Source organism: Mesorhizobium sp. M0139 (genome assembly GCF_040322455.1).
In the GTDB taxonomy this organism is placed as follows: Bacteria; Pseudomonadota; Alphaproteobacteria; order Rhizobiales; family Rhizobiaceae; genus Mesorhizobium.
Map to the genome: position 1 here is coordinate 184,741 of NZ_JAMYTN010000010.1, position 20,829 is coordinate 205,569.

Here is a 20,829-nt window from a genome sequence, read left to right on the forward strand (position 1 = left end):
CGCGGGCCCGGTCAATAGAGCCGAAACAGCCGGGAAACGCTGCTACACTGCCTGCCGAAGCAAATCATTCCGTCGACGCCGTACGCCAAGGGTGCAAGGCTGCATACAGCAACCGGTACCGGGCGAGATGAGGTCGACGGCTCGACGCGCCTGGAACCAGCTGATCGACAGAATCCGCAGTCGGCTCCCAAAGTTCTGCACGACCTGTGCCGGATGCTGTGGTGAGGGCTCGCGGCCACGAACTTTGTCCTCACCCCGAACGGAAGCTCGCGCTGCGACTCCGGGCCGGCGATGCGCCCCCGCTGCTCGCTCAGACCATCCATTCTGTGGATGCACTTTATCCAAACAATCGATTTCACTGATCCAAACAATTCCCATTAGAAGACGCTGAAGCAAGAAAGAAAGGCGTCCTCACTCGCTGATAGAAGAGCAAATCAGCTGCAAGGTGCTTGGAGTACAGTCGCTCACGGCGTGAGCTGAGCGGTACTCTGACCGCATGTACGAATCCGACAGGTGAGCGGCGCAACTCTATTTTGCTGTGACTCCAAGCAAGAGCAGGTGTGCTCGGCTGGCGGACTGTCAATGACGAGCCGCGCGCCGCATCTGTCAAGTGCTCCATAGGGCACAGGGCGGGCCGCACATTGTGTCGGCGTGGCGAGCCCGGAGCCGAAACTTTAAAATTTAATAGAGCAGGAATAGAATGGGTGATAGCAGGAAAGTTGCTCTTATTACGGGCATAACTGGACAGGATGGTGCCTATCTTGCCCGTCTTCTTCTCAAAAAAGACTACATCGTTCATGGGATTAAGCGACGTTCCTCTTCCTTCAACACCGGTCGTATAGAAGACCTCTACCAAGACCCGCACGAATCCGATCCGCGCTTAATCTTGCATTACGGTGATCTCACTGATTCGACTAACCTCATCCGCGTGGTTCAGGAATCTCAGCCAGACGAAATTTACAACTTGGCTGCTCAGAGCCATGTCCAGGTGTCGTTCGAAACACCTGAGTACACAGCAAACGCGGACGGTATCGGTACATTGCGACTTCTTGAGGCGATTCGCCTCCTCGGTCTGACGGACAAGACCCGCTTCTATCAAGCCTCGACGTCAGAGCTATACGGCCTCGTGCAGTCCGTACCGCAGAACGAAACGACGCCCTTTTATCCGCGCAGCCCTTACGCCGCCGCCAAGCTCTACGCCTACTGGATGGTCGTCAATTATCGCGAGGGCTATGGTATGCACGCTTCCAACGGCATTCTTTTTAATCACGAAAGCCCCCTTCGTGGCGAAACTTTTGTGACGCGCAAGATCACCCGCGCTGCCGCTGCTATTTACCTGGGCAAGCAGGACAAGCTTTATCTCGGCAATCTCGATGCTCAACGCGATTGGGGCCATGCGCGTGAGTACGTGCGAGGTATGTGGATGATGATGCAGCAGGATCAACCGGATGATTACGTGCTGGCTACGGGCAAAACGACTCCTGTCCGCCAATTCGTCGAGTGGGCTTTCGAAGATGTCGGCGTCGAGATCGAATGGCGTGGCAAGGGTGTCGACGAAAAGGGCTATGATCTAGCGAGCGGCAGATGCCTAGTCCAAGTGGACCCACGCTACTTCCGCCCCACGGAAGTCGATCTTCTCCTGGGTGACGCTACCAAGGCGAAGGAGAAGCTCGGCTGGGTGCATGAGATATCCGTGCGCGACCTTGCTGCGGAAATGGTCCGCGAAGACCTGAAGGTCATGCAGACATCTGTAGTCATGAAGGAAGCGTAATGTATGATCTGAACGGAAAAACCGTGTGGGTCGCTGGCCACAAAGGTATGGTGGGCAGCGCTGTTGTACGCCGACTCGCGTCTGAAGACTGCAAAGTTGTGGCCGCCCCTCGGGGAGAGCTAGATCTCAAGCGACAGACCGAGGTTGAAAACTTCGTGGCAGTGATGAAACCGGACGCTATCATTATGGCGGCGGCAAAGGTAGGTGGTATTCTCGCGAACGCCACCTATCCGGTCGACTTTCTTTACGACAATCTGATGATCGAGGCCAATATCTTCGCGGCAGCCCACGAAAACAATGTCGACCGCGTCCTCTTCCTCGGCTCGTCTTGCATCTATCCGAAGATGGCACCACAGCCCATTCCTGAAAGCGCGCTTTTGACCGGGCCACTAGAGCGCACCAACGAATGCTACGCCGTCGCCAAGATCACCGGCATCAAAATGGCTCAAGCCTATCGCCAGCAATACGGCCGCGACTACATCTCCGCTATGCCGACGAATCTCTACGGGCCAGGCGACAATTATGACTTGCAGTCAAGCCACGTCATCCCAGCGCTGATCCGGAAAGCGCATGAAGCGAAGCTCATAAGTGATAAGCAAATCACCATCTGGGGCACGGGCACACCACGTCGGGAATTCATGCACGTCGACGACTGCGCCGACGCATTAGTCTTCCTTCTGAAGAACTACTCTGACCATGATCACGTCAATCTCGGCTGCGGACAGGACATCACGATCCTAGAGCTGACTCGAATGATCTGCCGTGTAGTCGGATTTACTGGGGAGATCGCGCATGATCACTCTAGACCTGACGGTACACCGCGAAAGCTCATGAGCGTCGACAAGCTGCGCACTTTGGGATGGGCAGCAAAGATCACTCTCATGGAAGGCATCGAGAGTGTCTATCATGCATTTCTAAACGGGAGCTACACCGAACGGCGATAGATAAGAGGATTTGCTGCGTCTCAGGCCTGTACGCGCTTTCGGGACCCAGAGCTAATGTAGACTGAGACAATCACTCGATGGCGATAGCGCTCATGTGAGCCAGCCGCGAGGAGCCCCGCCGGACCCGGACCCCATCCGCTCCAACCTCGTCCTTGAAGGTCACGGTGCGCTGCCCACGCCGACGCCGACTGCGTCAATCCTCACAAGGGTAACCGTCGATAACCGAACGCGTCTACGGTAACCGAATGTACTTCTTGTTCTCGTCCGAGGGATCTGTCGATGGGCATTCCGGACGAGCCAAAGTTTGAGCATGTTACCTTCAAAACCCGGTTAGCAACGTCGGATTTGGTATGAAATTCGGAACAAGTGGATTACGGGGCCTGGCGACAGAATTGGCAGGAGCCGCCTCTGCCCTATATGCAACGGCATTCGCGACATTCCTGCTGGAATCCGGCCTGGCCAGAATTGGCGACGAGATACTCATAGGGCGCGACTTTCGCGCCTCGAGTCCGGCCATCGCCGCCGTCTGTGCGGCGGCACTGTCCGCGCTCGGCTTCATCGTAGTCGATTGCGGCGCAGTCCCCACCCCTGCCCTGGCACTGTATGCTCAGGCGCGTAAGAGTGGTTGTTTGATGATCACAGGCTCGCACATTCCGGCCGACCGTAATGGAATAAAATTCTATCGACCCGACGGTGAGATCGACAAGGGTGATGAGCGGGAGATAACGCGCATCGCCTTGCAGTTGGAGAAGCGCGGATACGTCCTTGAAGGTGCTGTTGCACGTCGGCAGCACCGGGAGGCCGAATGCAAGGCCTTTTTCATGGCGCGCAATCGAAAGCTTATGGAGATTAATGCTCTAAAGGGCTTAACGGTGGGCGTATATCAGCACAGCACAGTCGCGCGCGATCTCTTGGTTGACATTCTCTCATATCACTGTGCGACGGTCGTAACCCTGGGACGTTCGGAAGGTTTCATTCCTGTCGACACTGAAGCGGTCTCTGACGAGACTGCTCAACAGTTCAAGCTCTGGGCCAAAGAGCATCGGCTTGATGCGGTCGTCTCGGCAGATGGCGATGGTGACCGCCCACTGGTAGCTGACGACCACGGAGACCCCCTTCGCGGTGATTTGTTAGGCCTGATTACCGCGAACTTCCTGCAAGCGAAGGCAGTCGTCACGCCGGTCACATCAAACTCTGGTATCGAGACCGCAGGTTCTTTTAAAGTCGTGCGTACCAAGGTTGGATCGCCATTTGTTATTGCTGCCATGCTCGATTTGGTTGCGTCGGGTCACGAGCGCGTGGTTGGTTTCGAAGCAAACGGTGGTTTATTGACAGGCACGGACTTTGACCCGAACGGAACTAAACTGCCGGCGCTACCTACACGCGACAGTTTTCTCCCCATCCTCGCGGCACTTTCCCTTGTTAATACAAGTGGGCAGCCACTGTCGAAAATTGGCAGTTCCTTTCAATTGCCGGCGGCGGCGGCGGATCGCTTGGAAAATTTTTCCGTCGAAAGCAGCACTCGCCTCATGACATACCTTCGTACAGCGGAAACTAACATCGCCGCCTTCGTCGGGTCGATTGGAGTGGTAAGCAAGGTTAGCGATGTTGACGGACTTCGTATCACTCTCGCGGATAAGCGTGTCTTGCATTTGCGTCCATCCGGAAATGCCCCGGAAATGCGGTGCTACGTCGAAGCCGAAAATCGGGAGGATGCGGAGCTTTTGCTCCGGACTGGATTGGATCGAATTCGTAATTGGGCGCAAGGCTAAATAAAAGCCGCCTCCCTGCGTATTCCCAGGTGACCCTGGGGGTCGCACAAGCTACTCAAGCGCGATCAGAACGTCCACAGTGTCCCGGCCCTGTCCGCTTTGAAGCGAACCGGAACGCCCGTGGAAACAGCCGATCCGTACCAGCCACGGAGCATCCGGTCGCTCATGGTCAAGGCAGCGCCTTGCGGTAGCGAACAGCCGGTCCCGCACTGACCGCCTGCGCCGCATGTACGATGGCGTTGGTGTCCAGGCCGTGGTGACGGTATAGGTCCGCAATAGTCCCCGTCTGGCCGAACTGCTCGACCCCGAGCGCCTTCACGCGATGCCCGTTAACCCCACCGAGCCACGCGAGCGTCGCCGGGTGGCCGTCGATCACGGTGACGATGCCGCAGTCACGCGATAGCGGCGCGAGCAGCCGCTCGATATGACTCAGGGCGCCAATCGCGCCACGCTGCCGGGCACGTTCCGCCGCCTGCCAGCCCGCATTAAGCCGGTCCGCGGAGGTGATCGCGAGCAGCCCGACATCGCGCCGGTCCTCCGCCAGAAGACCCGTCGCGGCAATCGCCTCCGACGCGACGACGCCTTGATAAGCAATGACGACACTCGCGTTGGGCCCAGGCGGACGCAGCCAATAGGCGCCATTGACGATGTCCCGCGCGAGCGCCGGGTTCATGTCGCGCAGCGGCTGCTCGAGCGGCCGGGTTGACAGGCGAAGATAGACCGATCCTCCGGTCTGATCACGCAGCCACGTCATCTCATCCGGATCCCCCTCGCCATTACGTTGCATGTAATCGAAGGCAAAGCGCATGATCACGGACAGTTCGTCGACGAAGGCCGGTTCGAAGGCGCAAAGCCCATCCTGCGCCATGCCGATCAATGGGGTGCCGATCGACTGGTGTGCTCCGCCCTCGGGCGCTAGCGTCACGCCCGAGGGCGTTGCGACCAGCATGAAGCGCGCATCCTGATAGCAGGCGTAGTTTAGCTGGTCGGCCGATCGGTAGATGAAGGGATCATAGACTGTCCCGATCGGCAGCAGGCGCACGCCATTGATCGAGTGCGAGAGACCGAGTGCCCCGAGCATGATCATCAGGTTCGACTCGGCGATCCCGAGCTCGAGGTGCTGCCCCTTCGGCCCAAATTCCCAGGTAAAGGTCGACGGAATGCGTTCGGCCTTGAAGGTGTCCGCCATGCTCTCCCGGGCGAAAAGGCCGCGCCGGTTGACCCAGCCACCGAGATTGGTCGAGACCGTCACATCGGGCGAGGTGGTGACAATGCGGTCGGCAAGCAGACTGCGCTCGCGTGCGATGTCGTTCAGGATCTGGCCGAACCCCATCTGGGTCGAGAGCGGCTTGCCGGGCTGCCCCGGTGACGGAAGGGTTTCAGGCACCGGCACCGACGGCGCAGACAGCCTCCTACGCCCCTCACTGAAGAACGGCGCCTTTGCGAAGAAGGCGTCAAGTTCCGCTTCCGGCAAGGTGGCGGCCGCCCATTTGTCCCACTCCTCACCCCGCTTTACGCCCATTTGCAGGCGGTAGTCTTCCATCTGCGTGGGCGTCATCTGCCCCGCGTGGTTGTCCTTGTGTCCGGCAAGCGGCAGACCGTAGCCCTTGATGGTGTAACAGATGAAGCAGACGGGACGGTCATGCCTGGACGCCGCCTCGAAGGCTTCGAGGAGGCTCGGCATGTCATGCCCGCCAAGGTTCGTCATCAACGCCTGCAACTCGTCGTCGGAGCGGCGTTCGATCAGAGTGGTGACCGGCCCTTGGTCTCCGATCTCGTCGAGCAGCCGCTTGCGCCAGGCAGCACCCCCTTGGAAGGTCAGCGCCGAATAGAGCTGGTTCGGACAGCGCTCTATCCACTCGAGCAGCTTCTCGCCCCCCGGCTCGGCAAAGGCAGCCTCTTGCAGAGCGCCGTGGCGCAGGACCATCACGTCCCAGCCGAAGTTGCGAAAAATCTGCTCGAAACGCTGCCAGAGGCCCTCCCGGATCACGGCGTCGAGCGACTGGCGATTGTAGTCGACCACCCACCAGCAGTTCCTGAGCCCGTGCTTCCAGCCTTCGATCAGGGCCTCGTAGATGTTGCCCTCATCCATCTCGGCGTCGCCGATCAGGCTGACCATTCGGCCCTCGGCACGCTCCTTCATCCAGCCGTGACCCGAGACGTAGTCCTGCACCAGCGACGAGAACAGCGTCTGAGCAACGCCGAGACCCACCGACCCGGTCGAGAAGTCGACATCGTCGACATCCTTCGTCCGCGAAGGGTAGCTCTGCGCGCCCTTGTAGCCGCGGAAGTTCATGAGCTTTTCGGGGGTCTGGTTGCCCGCCAGATACTGAAGTGCATGGAAGATCGGCGCCGCATGGGGTTTGACCGCCACCCGATCCTGCGGGCGCAGGACCGAACCGTAGAGCGCGGTCATGATGGTACTCAGCGACGCGGACGAGGCCTGATGCCCCCCGACCTTGATCTCATCGCCCTCGCGGACGTGGTTGGCGTGGTGGATCGTCCAGGCTGCGAGCCAGGAGACGCAGCGCTCGATCTCGTTCAGATATTCCAGTTTCCTCGTCATTCAGTTTCCCGCAAATCAGCTGCCGGTCTCACAGGACCCCCGCCCAAATGGTCAAAGATCGAGTTTCAACACACCTGTCGCGCGCGACACACAGGGGATGAAGCGGTGGCCGCGTGCCTCCTTGGACAGGACGGCATCCCGATGGATCGGCTGTCCCGCCAGCATTGCGCATTCGCAGGTCCCGCACACCCCGTTCTCACACGAGGCCATCAACGGCACACCGGCCGCACGCAAGGCGGCCAGTGCCGTGGTCTCAGCCGAAACCTCAACCACCCTGCCCTCAGCCAGTTCTATGACGAACGGTTCCGGTGGCGCGCCATCAAACTCGGGAGGCTGGAAAGTTTCGAAATGAACAGTACCCTCGGGCCAGTGTTGAGCCGCGCGCCCCACAACCGCCATGAAGCCAGGCGGTCCGCAGTAGTATGTCTGCGCGTCGTCCGAACGGTTCGCCAGCAGCGCGGCGATGTTCTGCCGGGTCTGAGGCTCGTCGTCGAAATGGATCCGCACATTGCCGCCAGGAAGATCGCTCCCGATCGCCGCCAAGAGTGGCGTGAGCGCCCGGCTGCGGGTGAAATAGTGCAACTCGAAGGGCTTGGCCTGCCGGGTGAGCGCGCGCGCCATGGCCAGAATCGGGGTGATCCCGATTCCCCCTGCCAGCAGCAAAGTCGGCCCCTCGCCTGGCTTGAGCGCAAAATGGTTGCGTGGCGCGGAGACAGGCAGTGTGGAGCCGACGGCAATGGTTTCGTGGATCCACGCCGAGCCGCCACGGCCGTCATTCTCGCGCTTCACCGCGATGGTGTAGCGGCCAAGCTCGGTCGGGTCGCCGCAAAGTGAATACTGACGCACCTTCCCTTCAGGCAGATGGACGTCGACGTGAGAACCCGCTTCGAACGCCGGCAGCACAGGTTTGCGTGGGTGTTTCAGGTCGATGACCAGCACGTCGCCCGGCTCCTTGCGGGCGGCGGTCACGGTCAGCTTCATGATGATGCGCGGCGAGGCCATGGCGTTTCACTCGTCGATGGGCAAGATCAGATCACCGGGGCGGATCACGCCCCCGACCTCGATTGTGCAGTTCAGGCCGGAGCGGTTCAGAAGCCCCTCGTAGAGACCCGGAAGCCCGAGCAACTCCTCGATATACTTGCACGGCACATTCATCCGGGCGGCCCTGAGAATCGTTTCCCCGACCCGGAAGCGTTTGCCGACAAGATGGCTAAGCGGAACGCCTCGTGTCGTCAGATTGCGCCGGTGATCTTCGGGTGCGAGCTTGGCCTTGAAGCCCGGAATTCTGGGTTCGCCCTGGGCGATGGCGTCCAAGACTTCAGCTTCGATCAGCGTCACTTCGCGAACGTCAGGACGCGCGGAATAGGTCCCCGTCCCCAGGTAGTAGCGGTCTCCGACAACGCCTTGGCCGGCAATAAGCTGCGCCTGCGCCAGCTCCTCCATTTCATAGGAGGCGGCAGGCGCGATATGGACGTGAAGCAGCTTTCCTCGCCAGGTCATCATCGCTCTCGGAAATTCGTCCGTGGAAACCTGCTGCAAAACTGGCCTGATCAACAGCGCCAGTTGCATGGCATTTTCCCGGTCCAGTTGGCTGTTTGGAAAGAAATACGGGGGGCCCTCGGACCGTTTTCAGCGCCAGCTTTCGGCGTCGCCCCGGCTCAGTTGTTCCGCGCCGGCATCGCGTCTTGCACCTGCTTGACAACCTCTCGCAGGACCTCAACGCCCTTCCCGATCTGCCGAATGCTCAAGGCGGCATAGCCCATGACAAGTCCGACGCGATCGGTGCGGCCTTCGTCCGAAGGCCGTTCGTAGAGCGGCGAGATCAGGTGTAGCCCCAGGCCAGCGTCGCGGGCGGATTCGACCAAGGCCGTTTCCCGCGATCGTGGCAGGTCATTGAACCAAACCGCGACGTGCAGTCCCGCATCTGCTCCCTGGACAGTGATGCGATCCCCGAAGCTGTGCTGCAAGGCACCCAACAACGTTTCCCGACGCTCGCCGTTCAGCCTGCGCACACGGCGCACATGGCTTTCGTAGCCGCCGCTCTCGATCAACGATGCCAGCGCTTCCTGTTCAGCGACCGGCGAATGCCGGTCTGCGAATTGTTTGGCGGTTGCGAAGACCTCCTGCAATTCGGGCGGGACGACGAGGTAGCCGATGCGCAGCATCGGCGAGAGCGTTTTGGAGATCGTGCCGAGGTAGATGACAGCCCCGTGGTCCTCGAGACTGTGCAGCGGAGGGACCGGATTGATGTCGTAGCGATATTCGCTGTCGTAGTCGTCCTCGATCACATAGGCGTTGTTGTGCCGCGCCCATTTCAGAAGCTGATGGCGGCGCGCGATCGGCATGACGCCGCCCAGCGGAAACTGATGCGATGGCGTCACATAAGCCAGTCGTGCTCCGATCCCCGCTAGCAACTCGGTCCTCATCCCGTCTTCGTCGACGATGACCGGGATGGGTGAGGCACCCGTACTGGCAAAGACCTGACGCGCCATCCTGTAGCACGGATCCTCGATGACGAAACGGTCGGCGGGATCGAGAAGCAGGCGCGCGCACAGATCAAGGCCCTGCTGCGAACCGTTCACAACTATGATCTGGTCGAGGTCGCAGCTCAGGGTCCGGGCGCGCCAGAGATAGCCCTGAAGCGCCTGGCGAAGCCGGCGCGAGCCGCGAGGATCGTCATAGGCAAGACGCAGCGGGCGCTGCCCCATCGCCTCGTTCATCGCGCGTTTCCAGACCAATGAAGGGAAATCCGACGGCGCGAGGTCGCCATAGCGGAACTCGACCTTCAGCCCAGTCGGCAGATAATCTGGCCAGGGTGACGTCGCGCGCAGCAGCTCGCCATATGCGGACAGGTGGATTGGGCCGACCCGTTGCGCGTGAGTGCGCCCCGTCCCATGGCCCATCAACGAAGACGCAACGCGAGGTCGTGCGCCTTGACGGACTTCGATGAAACCCTCCGCAGCCAGTTGTTCATAGGCGACCGTCACCGTGGTTCGCGAAACGCCGAGGTCATTTGCCAGGGCCCGGGAGGATGGCAACTGACTGCCGGTTTCGTAGACGCCGCCGAGGATTTGCTCGCGAAGGGCTTCGTATATCTGGCGTGCACCCATCGCGTGCGAGCGCGCTGCAGACCCGGCACTTGAAGACTGGACCATCTCTTTCATCGCCAACTGGATATTTCACATTGGCCAGGTTGCCGTCAATCTTTCGGAACCCCAAGAGAGATCGCAGAGGCCGAATGACCAGCTCCCATCAATCCGAAACCGATGCTCCCACGGGGTCGCTCAACCGCACCAGCCCCGGATTTGCCACCCGGGCGATCCATCATGGCTACGATCCGGCCGGCTTTTCCAATGCCGTCCAGCCGCCAGTGTTCCTGACGTCAACCTATGGGTTCGAAAGCGTGGCAGCAAACGATGCCGCCGCCGCCCTTGGTGGAAGGCTCTATGCGCGCGAATACAATCCCACGACCGAGATCCTCGAGCAGCGGCTCGCGAATCTGGAAGGAGCCGAGGCAGGGCTGGTTGTTGCCTCGGGGATGGCGGCCTTCGGCACTCTGATCCTGTCGCTCCTGTCCCAGGGCGATGAACTCATCGTCCACAAGACGCTTTATGCGAACACGCTTGCCATGGTCGAACAGGCGGTCCCCCGCTTCGGCATCAAGGTCGTCGCGGTCGATCTGTCAAATCCTCACAATCTCGATGCTGCGATCACCGAGCGGACGCGGCTGGTTTTCTTCGAGACGCCGGTGAATCCGCTGAGCCGCATCCTCGACATAGCGGCAATTGCCGAGCGCGCTCACGCGCGCGGTGTAAGGGTTGCAGTCGACAGCACCTTCGCCTCGCCCGCGCTCCAGCGACCGCTTGAGCACGGGGCGGACATCGTGCTCCATTCGATGACCAAGTACATCAATGGTCATGGCGATGCCCTTGGCGGGGCGCTTCTCGGCGACGCCCAGACGCTCCGTACGCTGCATGAAACGGGCCTGCGCTACATCACCGGCGCAGCGCTCTCGCCCATGTCAGCTTTCCTAATCCTGCGCGGTCTCAAGACGCTGACGCTGCGTATGGAACGGCACAGCGCCACAGCCCTTGCGGTGGCTCGGGCGCTGGAAGCGCACCCGGCGGTGGCATTTGTGAGTTATCCGTTCCTCGACTCGCACCCTGATCAGGTGACGGCGCGAAAACAGATGTCCAACGGATCGGGCATGTTGGCCTTTGGCCTCCACGCTGGATACGAAGGAGCGCGCCGGATAATGGACCGGCTCAACCTGATCATTCGCGCCGTCAGCCTCGGCGATGCCGACAGCCTCATCTATCATCCAGCAAGCCTCACCCGTGCTCGGCAGCCGATCCGCAAGGATGCCCATTTGGCCGATGGAGTCGGCGAGGATCTCATGCGTCTCTCGGTGGGGCTTGAAGACGCTGATGACCTGATCGCCGATCTGCGGCGGGCTTTGGACGTCTTGTAATGACCTGGCGTGCGGCCACCTCTGCGCTCACACATAGATCTGGAGCCTTGCCATGGCATTCCTGAGCGGTCTTTCCGCGTTCCCCATCACCCCGACCAATCGTGACGGCCGCGTCGATAGCGTTGCCCTGCGCAGGCTGATTGCTCGGCTTGGCATTGCTCAGGTCGATTCCATCGGTCTTCTCGGCAGCACCGGCACATACATCTATCTGTCGCGCGAGCAACGGCGGCGGGCGCTCTCCGAGACCTTGGACCAAACGGCGGGGCAAATGCCGGTCGTGGTGGGTGTGGGCGCGCTGCGCACCGATGAAGCCGTGGGGCTCGCGCAAGACGCCAAGGCCCTTGGAGCAGCTGCGGGTTTGCTTGCCGCCGCCTCCTACACCCCGCTTACTGATGACGAGGTGTTCGATCATTTCTCCACTGTGGCGCGCGAAAGTGGCCTGCCGATCGTCGTCTACGACAATCCAGGAACGACGCATTTCCATTTCAGTCCACCCCTTGTCAGCCGCCTGGCAAAGGTGGCTGGGATTGTCGCCATCAAGAATCCGACAGACAAAAGCGATGCGATCAAGAACCACCTGACCGCCCAGAGGCGCACACTGCCGGAAGGGTTCTCGATTGGTTACAGCGGCGACTGGAACGCCGCCGAGGCCATGATCGCCGGCGCCGACACATGGTACAGCGTCCTCGCGGGCATCCTGCCCGAGGTCTGCATGACGATCGTCACAGCGGCGCAACAGGGCGATGCGGCCGAAGCGCGACGGATCAATGCCGCGCTGGTCCCGATCTGGAGCCTCTTCAAGGAGTTCTCGAGCCTTCGCGTCGTCTATGCACTCGCTGAATTGCTCGACGTTTGCAGTGCCGAACCCCCGCGTCCCATCCTGCCTCTGCCCCCAGCAGCGAAGCGCCAGATCGCCGCCGCGTTGAAAGGTTTGCCATCGGATGCCAGCCGGTGAACAGCAAACCCCGTTCGGCAAGTGAAAGGTATTTACCCGCTCATTTCGAGAACTGATCGAAAACAACGCACTCGGCGTGCTGATAGCCATGGCTGGAGCGGTCTCGACGCCAATCACACCCCCTTCGAACTCGACAATCGACTGCGGAGGTACAGACTGCGCAGGGCACTCCGCCCATGCCGCACCGTTCGCCTTCAAACTAGGAATCGGTGGTTTATCCATTGGAATGGCATCGAGCCGGCGCTTTACTTCCGGCCCGGTGCGCGCATTGAAGCCGGTGCCAATGCCGCCGGCGAACACCAGATTTCCGTCCTCGACATTCGCCAGAGCACGCTTCCCGACCGCCGTAACTGTTGCCGGGTTCGCAGCCGATGACGATGAACTCATCACTCAGCACGCATTTTGTCTCACCCATTCTTGGCGCCGGCCGGATCGATATGGACTGACACGCAGCTTGGAGACGATGCCCATCGAGGCCGAACTGGGAGACTTGCGCGAGAATGTCGCTGCCGCCGCTGATCTCGTCGCTCAGAACGATGCCGTTTGGCGGCGTCTCAGCAGGTTAACTAGCGCTTTGCGCCGATCGACGAGTGGCCGATCGCGAAGACCCTCGCCGTCGATCTTGAGCAGGTCGAAGCCGGCAAGCATGGTCCTGACGTCTCCCGCCGCGGCCAAGAGCCCGCTGAAGACTGGGAATGCGCGACAAGCCTTCTGGTCAACGACGAACGCCTCACCGCCTATTATCGCGTCCGAGGCGCCGAGCTCGGCCACCGCCCGGGACGATAGCCGGAAACCTGAGGGTCCAGTCGTGGAGGTTGCGGGTCGAGGTAGGCCCCCATCGATAGTAGTCCCATTTCATTTCGTGTAGCCAATCAGGGCCCTGCCGGACGCGGCCGACCAGCGGTCGATGTTCGCGACGACCCGAATGTCCAGTCTCGTGTAACCCAGCCTAAAGCGGCCTGTCCGCCCAAAAAATGACATTCAGTTGCCTCCAGCCTTTCGACACGACCCACTTCACGATCTCGTAACTCGCCAACCTAGCGGCTTGTTGCTTGAGCTGCGCGTTCCTACGGTGTGGTCGCTAGGCCTCAGCAACAAGAGCTCGGTTGCCAGGCGGGCGGAGGCTCAACGAGATAGCCAGCTCAGGACAAGGAGAGCAAGCAATGGTCGCTTTTACCCTCAATGGCGAGGCGCGAACACTCGACGTCGATCCAGAGATGCCGCTGCTCTGGGCGGTCCGTGACGTCATCGGACTCACGGGAACGAAATTCGGTTGCGGGCTTGCCCAGTGCGGCGCTTGCACGGTTCACGTTAACGGCATGCCGACGCGCTCGTGCCAGACCGCAGTCGGCGACATCGAAGGAGCCTCGATCACCACCATTGAGGGTGTGTCGGGCAAGATAGGCGAAACGGTCCAGGCCGTGTGGGCCGAGTTCGACGTACCTCAATGCGGCTATTGCCAGTCTGGCCAGATCATGTCGGCCGTGGCCCTGCTTACAGAAACGCCTAAGCCGTCGGACGATGATATTGATTCGGCGATGAGCGGCAATCTCTGCCGCTGCGCCACCTATCATCGCATCCGCGCGGCCATCCACGAGACCGCCAACCGGCTGGAGACTTGAGGCATGTCGCAGTTTCTCTCGAAGTATAACTCCGTGCGGCCCACGCGCCGCCGGTTCCTCGTCGGCGCGGGCGTCACCACCGCTGGCCTCGCCGTAGGCTACCGGCTAGTGCTGGCGGCGTCCGACATCGCACAAACGACTACTGCAAAGGTTCAGGCGAACCCCTTCCAGACCTATGTCGAGATCACAAAGGAGAACCGAATCATCATCTACTCCTCGCAGTTCGAGATGGGACAAGGCTCCTATTTCGGCATCGCCACCCTGGTTATGGAAGAGCTCGACGGCGACTGGGCGCAGGTGGACGTGGTCGGCGGATATGGCAATACCGCGCTCTACGGCAATCTCGCCTGGGGCGGGGCCGCACAGGCAACCGGTGGCTCCACGTCGATGAGTTCGTCGTGGGAACGCTACCGCAAGGCGGGTGCTGCCGCACGGGCCTTGCTGGTGGCGGCCGCGGCGCAGCGGTGGGATGTGCCAGCCGGCGAGATCAAAGTCGCTTCCGGGGTCGTGTCGCACGCCTCAGGGATGCAGGCGCGCTACGGTGACCTGGCTGAAGCCGCAGCGGGAATGCCGGTTCCCGACGACGTGCCGCTAAAGCCGCGCGACAAGTGGGCCCAGATCGGATCGGACAGCCTCAAGCGCTACGATTCCGCCGGCAAGACCAACGGCGCGCAGACCTACACGATCGACCTCATGATGGAGGGACTCCAGACGGCCGTTATGATCCATCCGCCGAAGTTCGGCGCCGAGATCGAGAGCTTCGACGCAACCAAGGCGAAGGCACTCGACGGCATTGTCGATGTCGTCCAGACGCCGCGAGGCATTGCCGTGGTTGGCAGGGACACCTGGACGGCGCTCAAGGGCCGCGAACTCGTGGAGGTGACCTGGAACGAGGAGAAGGCCGAAGGGCGCGGCACGGCCGAGATCATGGCCGAATACAACAAGGCAGCAGACGATCTGGGCGCGGCCACCGCGCGCGACGACGGTAACACTCCCGCAGCGTTCGCCAGTGCTGAGAAAATCATCGAGGGGCACTACGAATTCCCCTATCTTGTCCATGCTTCGATCGAGCCACTCAACGCGGCCGCCCGAATCAACGAAGACGGCACCATCGACGTCTGGGGCGGACACCAGATGCCCGACCTTTATCAGGCGGCTGCCGCTCAGGTAGGCGGCACCACGCCGGAAAAGGTGAGGCTGCACGTGATGAAGACCGGCGGCAGTTTCGGCCGCCGCGCGGTCTTTGATGCAGATGTCATTATCGAAGCTGTTTCCACAGCGCGTGCACTGGGACGCGGCAAGCCAGTGAAGGTGCAGTGGACCCGCGAGAATGACATGCGGGGTGGGCGGTACCGGCCGGCCTATGTGCATGCAGTCAAGGCGGGGCTCGACAAGAAAGGCAATGTCGTCGCTCTCCATGACCACATCGTGGGCCAATCGGTCTTGGGCGGTTCGACCTCTGCGGCGATGATCAAGAACGGCATCGATCCAACCTCCGTAGAGGGCGCCACCAACCTGCCCTATGCGATCCCGAACCTGAAGGTCGAGCTGACCACCACGGACGTGAACATCCCGGTGCTGTGGTGGCGTTCGGTAGGCTCCACCCACACCGCTTACGCGGTGGAAACCCTGATCGATGAGCTCGCCGCCGCTGCGAACCGTGATCCGGTCGACTTCCGCTTGTCAATGCTCGGTCACCATCCACGGAATGCCGCCGTGCTTAAAGTGGCTGCTGAGAAGGCAGGCTGGGACAAGCCTCTGCCGGAAGGCCGTTTCCGCGGCGTGGCCCTGCATGAAAGCCTCTCGACCTATGTCGCCGATGTGGTGGAGATCACCCTCAACGATGAAAATGGTTTCAAGGTCGACCGCGTTGTCTGCGCGGTAGATTGCGGCACCGCGATAAATCCTGACCAGATTCGCGCTCAGATGGAGGGCGGTATCGGATTCGGGCTAGGTGCGATCCTCCAGGAGGAGCTGACCCTGAAGGGCGGTGTCGTAGACCAAGAGAACTACGATACCTATACACCGCTCAGGATCGAGCAGATGCCGCGAGTCGAGGTGCACATTGTGCCGTCCGAGGAGCCGCCCACGGGAGTTGGTGAGCCAGGTGTGCCGCCGATCGGCCCGGCCGTCGCCAACGCGCTACGGGCGGCGACGGGCAAGACTATCCGCAAGCTGCCGATTATAAAGAACATGTCAGGAATGACACCATGAAACAGCCGCGATGAAGATCGCGCCGTTTTCGAAACGCCTCCTGACAGGCGCTCATCTCCATGGGTCAAATTCCGGCGGCTGCCCGCTCCAATATCCGGTTTGGAGACGGCACCCCGTGTTCTGAACGACCACAGACGGGCCTTGGCGCCGGTTCCACTGAAGAACCGCTTTCGAGACGCAAATGCGTCCACTCCATGAAGAGCACAACCGTATAGCACCAGGAAGGCTAGCTACCTCCATCGCTTCGGAGACCCAGGCCCTCAGAAAACCGAACCTCCCGAGCTCAGAGGCGCTCGTGATCACAATCGCGCTGGTGCGTGGATCATTGTTCAAGGGTTTGCCGATAGGCAGGCGAGATGGCCGATCGACATGATCTTCGCCCGATGCTCTACAAACACAATGCCAGCCGCTGTCACGGAGTCGCGAAGACGAAGGCAATGTGGGTCGACGCCGATACTCATCGTTTGGTTGACAGAGCGCTTGGAATGCCATGCGCTTCACATCGGAGTAGCCATCCGGGAAGCCTGAAGCGCTTTGAAAACGCATGTGCTGCGGCTGTTATTCATAGCGTGGATGACTTTGATCAAAACAATCGATTTCATCACTCTTCCGGAATCGTGCATGGACAAAAAAGAGCCTCACGCACCAATCACACGCTGCTCTAACGCGTGACGAAAGCTGCCTTAGGTATAATCCAAAGGAGAAAATCTTCGATGCGCCCTGACGTGCAGTGGAGGTCGTGCCGAGAAAGTGAGTTGCAACTGGCCGACAATGTCGGGCGGTGCGACCATGGTCGCTTCGGAGAATGAAATCGGGCCAGTTCACGGGGGCGGTACTGTTATTCGTCGACGGCCGCCCTTCCCAAGAACAGGCGGCATCGCAAGTTGGTTCTGCCGATGAAAACGACATCGCCGGATACAGGTCAGCAGCCGCTCAGGATTGGATGATCCAGCCAAGCTCTCGGCGTGATGGCACTGTAGGCGTCACAGTCGAAGCAGCTCATTGATCGTTTATGAGGCTTTCTTCGATGCCGCTGATGCCTGACGGGCGGTCGCAGCTGCAGGCGACAACACGCCTATTTAGTTGGAAACAGTCGAGGTAAGCCAATTTGGCTTCCCGTTACTATTTGGAGAAAGAAATGCTGTGCCTAGGAATCAGCGGCGGACTTGACCAAGTCCATGAAAACCGATTCGAGCGTCCGAACGCCTTTATGCACGATGGCGCCGCGGTGCTCGTCCGAGACGGAAAGGTGATAGCCGCCGTAGAAGAGGAACGCCTCAATCGAATCAAGCACTCGAACAAGCTGCCAAGTGGTTCGATTCAATACTGTCTCTCGACGGCCGGGGTTCAGCTCAGCGACATTGATCGTGTCGCGGTCTACGCCAGCGAGCCCTATGCCAACGCCATGCTTGAAGGTATGTCCGCTTCCCAACCGGACATTCTCTCCACTCCGTTGGATGCTAAAATGTTGGTGCAGAACCTGTTAGCGCGTGAGTTCGGCACTAAGTTGGACAGTTCGCGTATTTCATTCGTAGGTCATCATCAGGCGCACGCCGTGAGCGCCTTTGCAATGTCGGGCTTCGAACAAAGTCTCATTCTAGCGATTGATGGCTGTGGTGATTTCCTGTCGGGCCTTGTGGCGGTAGGGTCTGGCACAGAAATTACGCAAATCGAGGCTTTCCCGGAGGACAATTCTCTTGGGCTGTTTTATCTCGAGACGATCCGCTGTCTCGGCTACGGCATGTTCGACGAGTATAAGGTAATGGGACTCGCGCCCTATGGCGACCCCGCTCCCTATCGCGAGCTCTTCGAGCAGTTGTACGAGCTCTCCGCCAACGGTGGCTACCGTGTTCACCTCGACCGCATCGGTCCGGCGTTGCTCCGCAACATCGAGATCAGGCGAAAGGGAATGCCTTTCACCCAGCAGCATCGAGATGTGAGTGCGTCACTGCAGGAAGCGCTTGAGCGGATCGTGTTCCACATTCTCCGGCACCACCGTGAGGCCACCGGCATGAAGCGGTTGTGTCTGGCGGGAGGGGTAGCCCACAACTGCACGATGAACGGCAAGCTGCTGTATTCAGGGCTTTTCGAAGACATCTTCGTGCAACCCGCGTCTCACGACGCTGGCTGCGCATTGGGAGCTGCGCTGATAGTCTCTAACGAGATGGGCCGCCCCGCGCCGCGTGAGCGACTGCAGGAGGTCTATTGGGGTCCTGATCTCGGGAGCGACCGCGCCGTGGAACAGGAACTGAATGCATGGTCCGGACATCTCGAGGTTGAACGCTCTTATGACGTAGCGAGCAGTGCAGCCCACTGGATCACCAACGGCGCCGTGATCGGCTGGGTGCAGGGTCGTTCGGAGTTTGGGCCACGTGCGCTGGGCAACCGCAGCATTCTTGCCGACCCTCGGCCCGCTGCAAACAAGGACCGGATCAATGCCATGGTCAAGAAGCGCGAAGGCTATAGGCCTTTCGCACCATCTGTGCTGGAAGAGGATGCGAGCGAATTTTTCGACCTCCCGGACGGTAAGCACGAATTTCCATTCATGAATTTCGTCGTTCGCGTGCGTGACTCAAAGCGCGCCTTGTTGGGTGCCATTACGCACGTTGACGGTACGGCTCGGCTGCAAACAGTATCGCGCGATGCCAACCCAGCTTACTGGGAGGTCATCAATGCCTTCAAGAAGCGGACAGGCACTCCAATTCTGCTCAATACGTCCTTTAACAACAATGCTGAACCGATCGTGGATACGGTTGCAGACGCGATTGCCACATTTTTGACGACAGAGCTGGATGGACTTGTGGTCGGGCCCTTCCTGGTAAAAAAACGGGCTGCAACGCTGCAGGATTGGACTGCGCTTGCGATTTCATTGCCTCCCTCAGTCTCCCTCCATCAAACCCGTGCTTACACAGCGCGAGATCATCAGGAGACTGTCTGCGAGATTATTCCGAACCACTCCAGCATTGACAGTGTGCGAATTTCAAACGACTTGTTTAATCTACTGATGCGGATCGAGGGCGAAGCCGTGTTGCGAGATCACCTCAATATGATTGAGCCGGATCAGGCCAGGCATGCAGCTCTAATGGAGGGCCTGCGAAGACTGTGGGAGCAGCGCCTGGTTCGGTTGCATCCCTCACAAGCTGGTCGGATGGATCATGGGTCCGATCAAACGCTGGACCAGCCCAATAAGCAATCAGCCTGATAGAGATGCACCTCAAGCTCGGCCAATCAAGGGTGTTTGTCGACCCCGCCTGCGAGCTCCCGCTGTGATTACGGGGTCGTCGCCTACGCGGCGGCGCCCACCAACATCTCCATCAGTCGCTTCGGCGACAAAGCCAATCATCTCCCGTAAGAGCAAGTGCTTTCGGGCAAGGTCTGCAGGTTCAAGGAGTTCGTTGAAGGCGCCGCCAGCTGGAGCTGCGTCGAGCGCATCATCGCGCATGGTCGAGCTCGGCGCCCAAGGGAAATCGCCCAATTCGACACGCGTGCGTTTGCGCCTCATTCAAAACCGCTGCGCGGGTGGTCGAGGTGAAATCGGAAGTCCGTCTGTGCCAGCCGACGACGTTCCCGCAGCGCATCCTGCACATCGCCCTCGATCGCATTCCTCAACTCGCGACATACGACGGGGCGCAGGCGCCGGAAACGAACCCGCCCACCGCAACCTGCAAACTCCCGCCTGTCCTCACGACGGAGCAATCCTGTCGCCTGACCAGGCGCGTGGAAAAGCATCACAAGGGTGACCACAGCGTCGCTTCAGGCCGTCAAACGCTATTGCCGTGCGTCAAGGCGGACTAGGTGACCCGTCGGGAAGCCGGCACCAGCGGCTTTGTCGGGACAAGACACATGCTATTGGGATTTGACCGCCGCAGCCGCGAGCATCGCTTCTCCCATCGCAATGGCCCCTTGGGCACGCAGCATTTCGCCAGGGTTCTGAATGTCGCGCAACTCTTTGTTCTGGCTGAGTTTTGATTTTCCAACCAGGCCGGTGATCTCGATCTCCAAGGCGACGATTGCCCTGACCATCGTGTCGATGAAGTCCTTCGGCGCGTCGCCCATCTTCCATGGGACCGGCTGCGAGGCTTCTTGCATGTGAGTGAGCTTCGCCACGTTGCGGCGCACATACCGCTCATCATCCCGGACAGTGATGCGTCCGTGGGCATGGACGACGAGATAGTTCCAGGTCGGCACCTGCTTGTGGAATTCATGCTTGCTCGGATACCAGTTCGGCGAGATGTAAGCGTCGGCCTCACGGAAGATTACGAGAACCTCATCGCCATTGGCGACTTCCTCCCAGACTGGGTTCTTGCGAGCGACATGGCAATTGAGAACGCCCTTGTCTCCCTTCGAGCGGTCAAGCTCGAAAGGGAGGTGGTTCGCGTCCAGCGTGCCTTTGCTTTGGGTGACGAGGATACCCAGCGGGTGTCTCTCGATAAGGTCAAACAGGGCGTTCTGATCAGGGACGGCAAAATGAGGCGGAACGTACAACGGTTATCTCCTGTCGCGAATGTGCGGTT

The 20,829-nt window shown here is 60.1% G+C and carries 13 protein-coding genes; 8 read left to right on the plus strand and 5 right to left on the minus strand.

Translation table 11 applies throughout. The features are described 5' to 3' along the window. The first annotated feature begins 700 nt into the window (after positions 1 to 700). The 3 genes from gmd to NKJ58_RS18885 all read left to right on the plus strand — a co-directional run bounded on the left by gmd (position 701) and on the right by NKJ58_RS18885 (position 4,487). A complete protein-coding gene (gmd, locus tag NKJ58_RS18875; RefSeq protein ID WP_023672397.1) occupies positions 701 to 1,771 on the plus strand; it encodes a GDP-mannose 4,6-dehydratase in 1,071 nt (356 codons plus the stop codon). Next, on the plus strand, positions 1,771 to 2,715 hold the full coding sequence (gene fcl / locus NKJ58_RS18880; RefSeq protein WP_023689384.1) for a GDP-L-fucose synthase: 945 nt from the start codon (positions 1,771 to 1,773) through the stop codon (positions 2,713 to 2,715). Before gmd ends, fcl begins: the two co-directional genes overlap by 1 nt. 350 nt (positions 2,716 to 3,065) lie before the next feature. Continuing rightward, positions 3,066 to 4,487, plus strand: a complete 1,422-nt coding sequence (locus NKJ58_RS18885; protein WP_023708038.1) for a phosphomannomutase — start codon at positions 3,066 to 3,068, stop codon at positions 4,485 to 4,487. Between the two features lie 169 nt (positions 4,488 to 4,656). Here the strand turns inward: NKJ58_RS18885 and NKJ58_RS18890 are convergent, their stop codons facing one another. The 4 genes from NKJ58_RS18890 to pdxR all read right to left on the minus strand — a co-directional run bounded on the left by NKJ58_RS18890 (position 4,657) and on the right by pdxR (position 10,208). After that, positions 4,657 to 7,053, minus strand: a complete 2,397-nt coding sequence (locus NKJ58_RS18890) for a transketolase (protein WP_023697832.1) — start codon at positions 7,051 to 7,053, stop codon at positions 4,657 to 4,659. 51 nt (positions 7,054 to 7,104) lie between these two features. Further along, the gene (locus NKJ58_RS18895) at positions 7,105 to 8,055 is read right to left on the minus strand and encodes a PDR/VanB family oxidoreductase (RefSeq protein ID WP_023697831.1); all 951 of its coding nucleotides are present in this window, start codon (positions 8,053 to 8,055) and stop codon (positions 7,105 to 7,107) included. A gap of 6 nt (positions 8,056 to 8,061) precedes the next feature. Further along, entirely contained in the window at positions 8,062 to 8,553 is a 492-nt protein-coding gene (locus NKJ58_RS18900) for an MOSC domain-containing protein (RefSeq protein ID WP_023704114.1), read from the minus strand. 158 nt (positions 8,554 to 8,711) lie between these two features. Then, complete coding sequence (gene pdxR / locus NKJ58_RS18905; protein ID WP_023708039.1) at positions 8,712 to 10,208, minus strand: MocR-like pyridoxine biosynthesis transcription factor PdxR; 1,497 nt, start codon at positions 10,206 to 10,208, stop codon at positions 8,712 to 8,714. Between the two features lie 83 nt (positions 10,209 to 10,291). On the opposite strand from pdxR, the gene NKJ58_RS18910 reads away from it, so the two are divergent. The 5 genes from NKJ58_RS18910 to NKJ58_RS18930 all read left to right on the plus strand — a co-directional run bounded on the left by NKJ58_RS18910 (position 10,292) and on the right by NKJ58_RS18930 (position 19,517). Continuing rightward, positions 10,292 to 11,524: a trans-sulfuration enzyme family protein gene (locus tag NKJ58_RS18910; protein ID WP_023708040.1), complete on the plus strand. Its 1,233-nt coding sequence runs from the start codon at positions 10,292 to 10,294 to the stop codon at positions 11,522 to 11,524. A 52-nt stretch (positions 11,525 to 11,576) separates the two neighbouring features. Further along, on the plus strand, positions 11,577 to 12,479 hold the full coding sequence (locus tag NKJ58_RS18915) for a dihydrodipicolinate synthase family protein (RefSeq protein ID WP_023685525.1): 903 nt from the start codon (positions 11,577 to 11,579) through the stop codon (positions 12,477 to 12,479). 1,163 nt (positions 12,480 to 13,642) lie between these two features. After that, a complete protein-coding gene (locus tag NKJ58_RS18920; protein ID WP_023708041.1) occupies positions 13,643 to 14,101 on the plus strand; it encodes a (2Fe-2S)-binding protein in 459 nt (152 codons plus the stop codon). Between the two features lie 3 nt (positions 14,102 to 14,104). After that, the gene (locus NKJ58_RS18925; protein ID WP_023708042.1) at positions 14,105 to 16,315 is read left to right on the plus strand and encodes a xanthine dehydrogenase family protein molybdopterin-binding subunit; all 2,211 of its coding nucleotides are present in this window, start codon (positions 14,105 to 14,107) and stop codon (positions 16,313 to 16,315) included. A 1,138-nt stretch (positions 16,316 to 17,453) separates the two neighbouring features. Beyond that, positions 17,454 to 19,517, plus strand: coding sequence for a carbamoyltransferase family protein (locus NKJ58_RS18930; protein WP_023708043.1), 2,064 nt, complete (start codon positions 17,454 to 17,456; stop codon positions 19,515 to 19,517). A 644-nt stretch (positions 19,518 to 20,161) separates the two neighbouring features. On the opposite strand, the gene NKJ58_RS18935 is transcribed toward NKJ58_RS18930, so the two are convergent. Then, complete coding sequence (locus NKJ58_RS18935; protein ID WP_023672382.1) at positions 20,162 to 20,800, minus strand: FMN-binding negative transcriptional regulator; 639 nt, start codon at positions 20,798 to 20,800, stop codon at positions 20,162 to 20,164. Between the last annotated feature and the right edge of the window lie 29 nt (positions 20,801 to 20,829).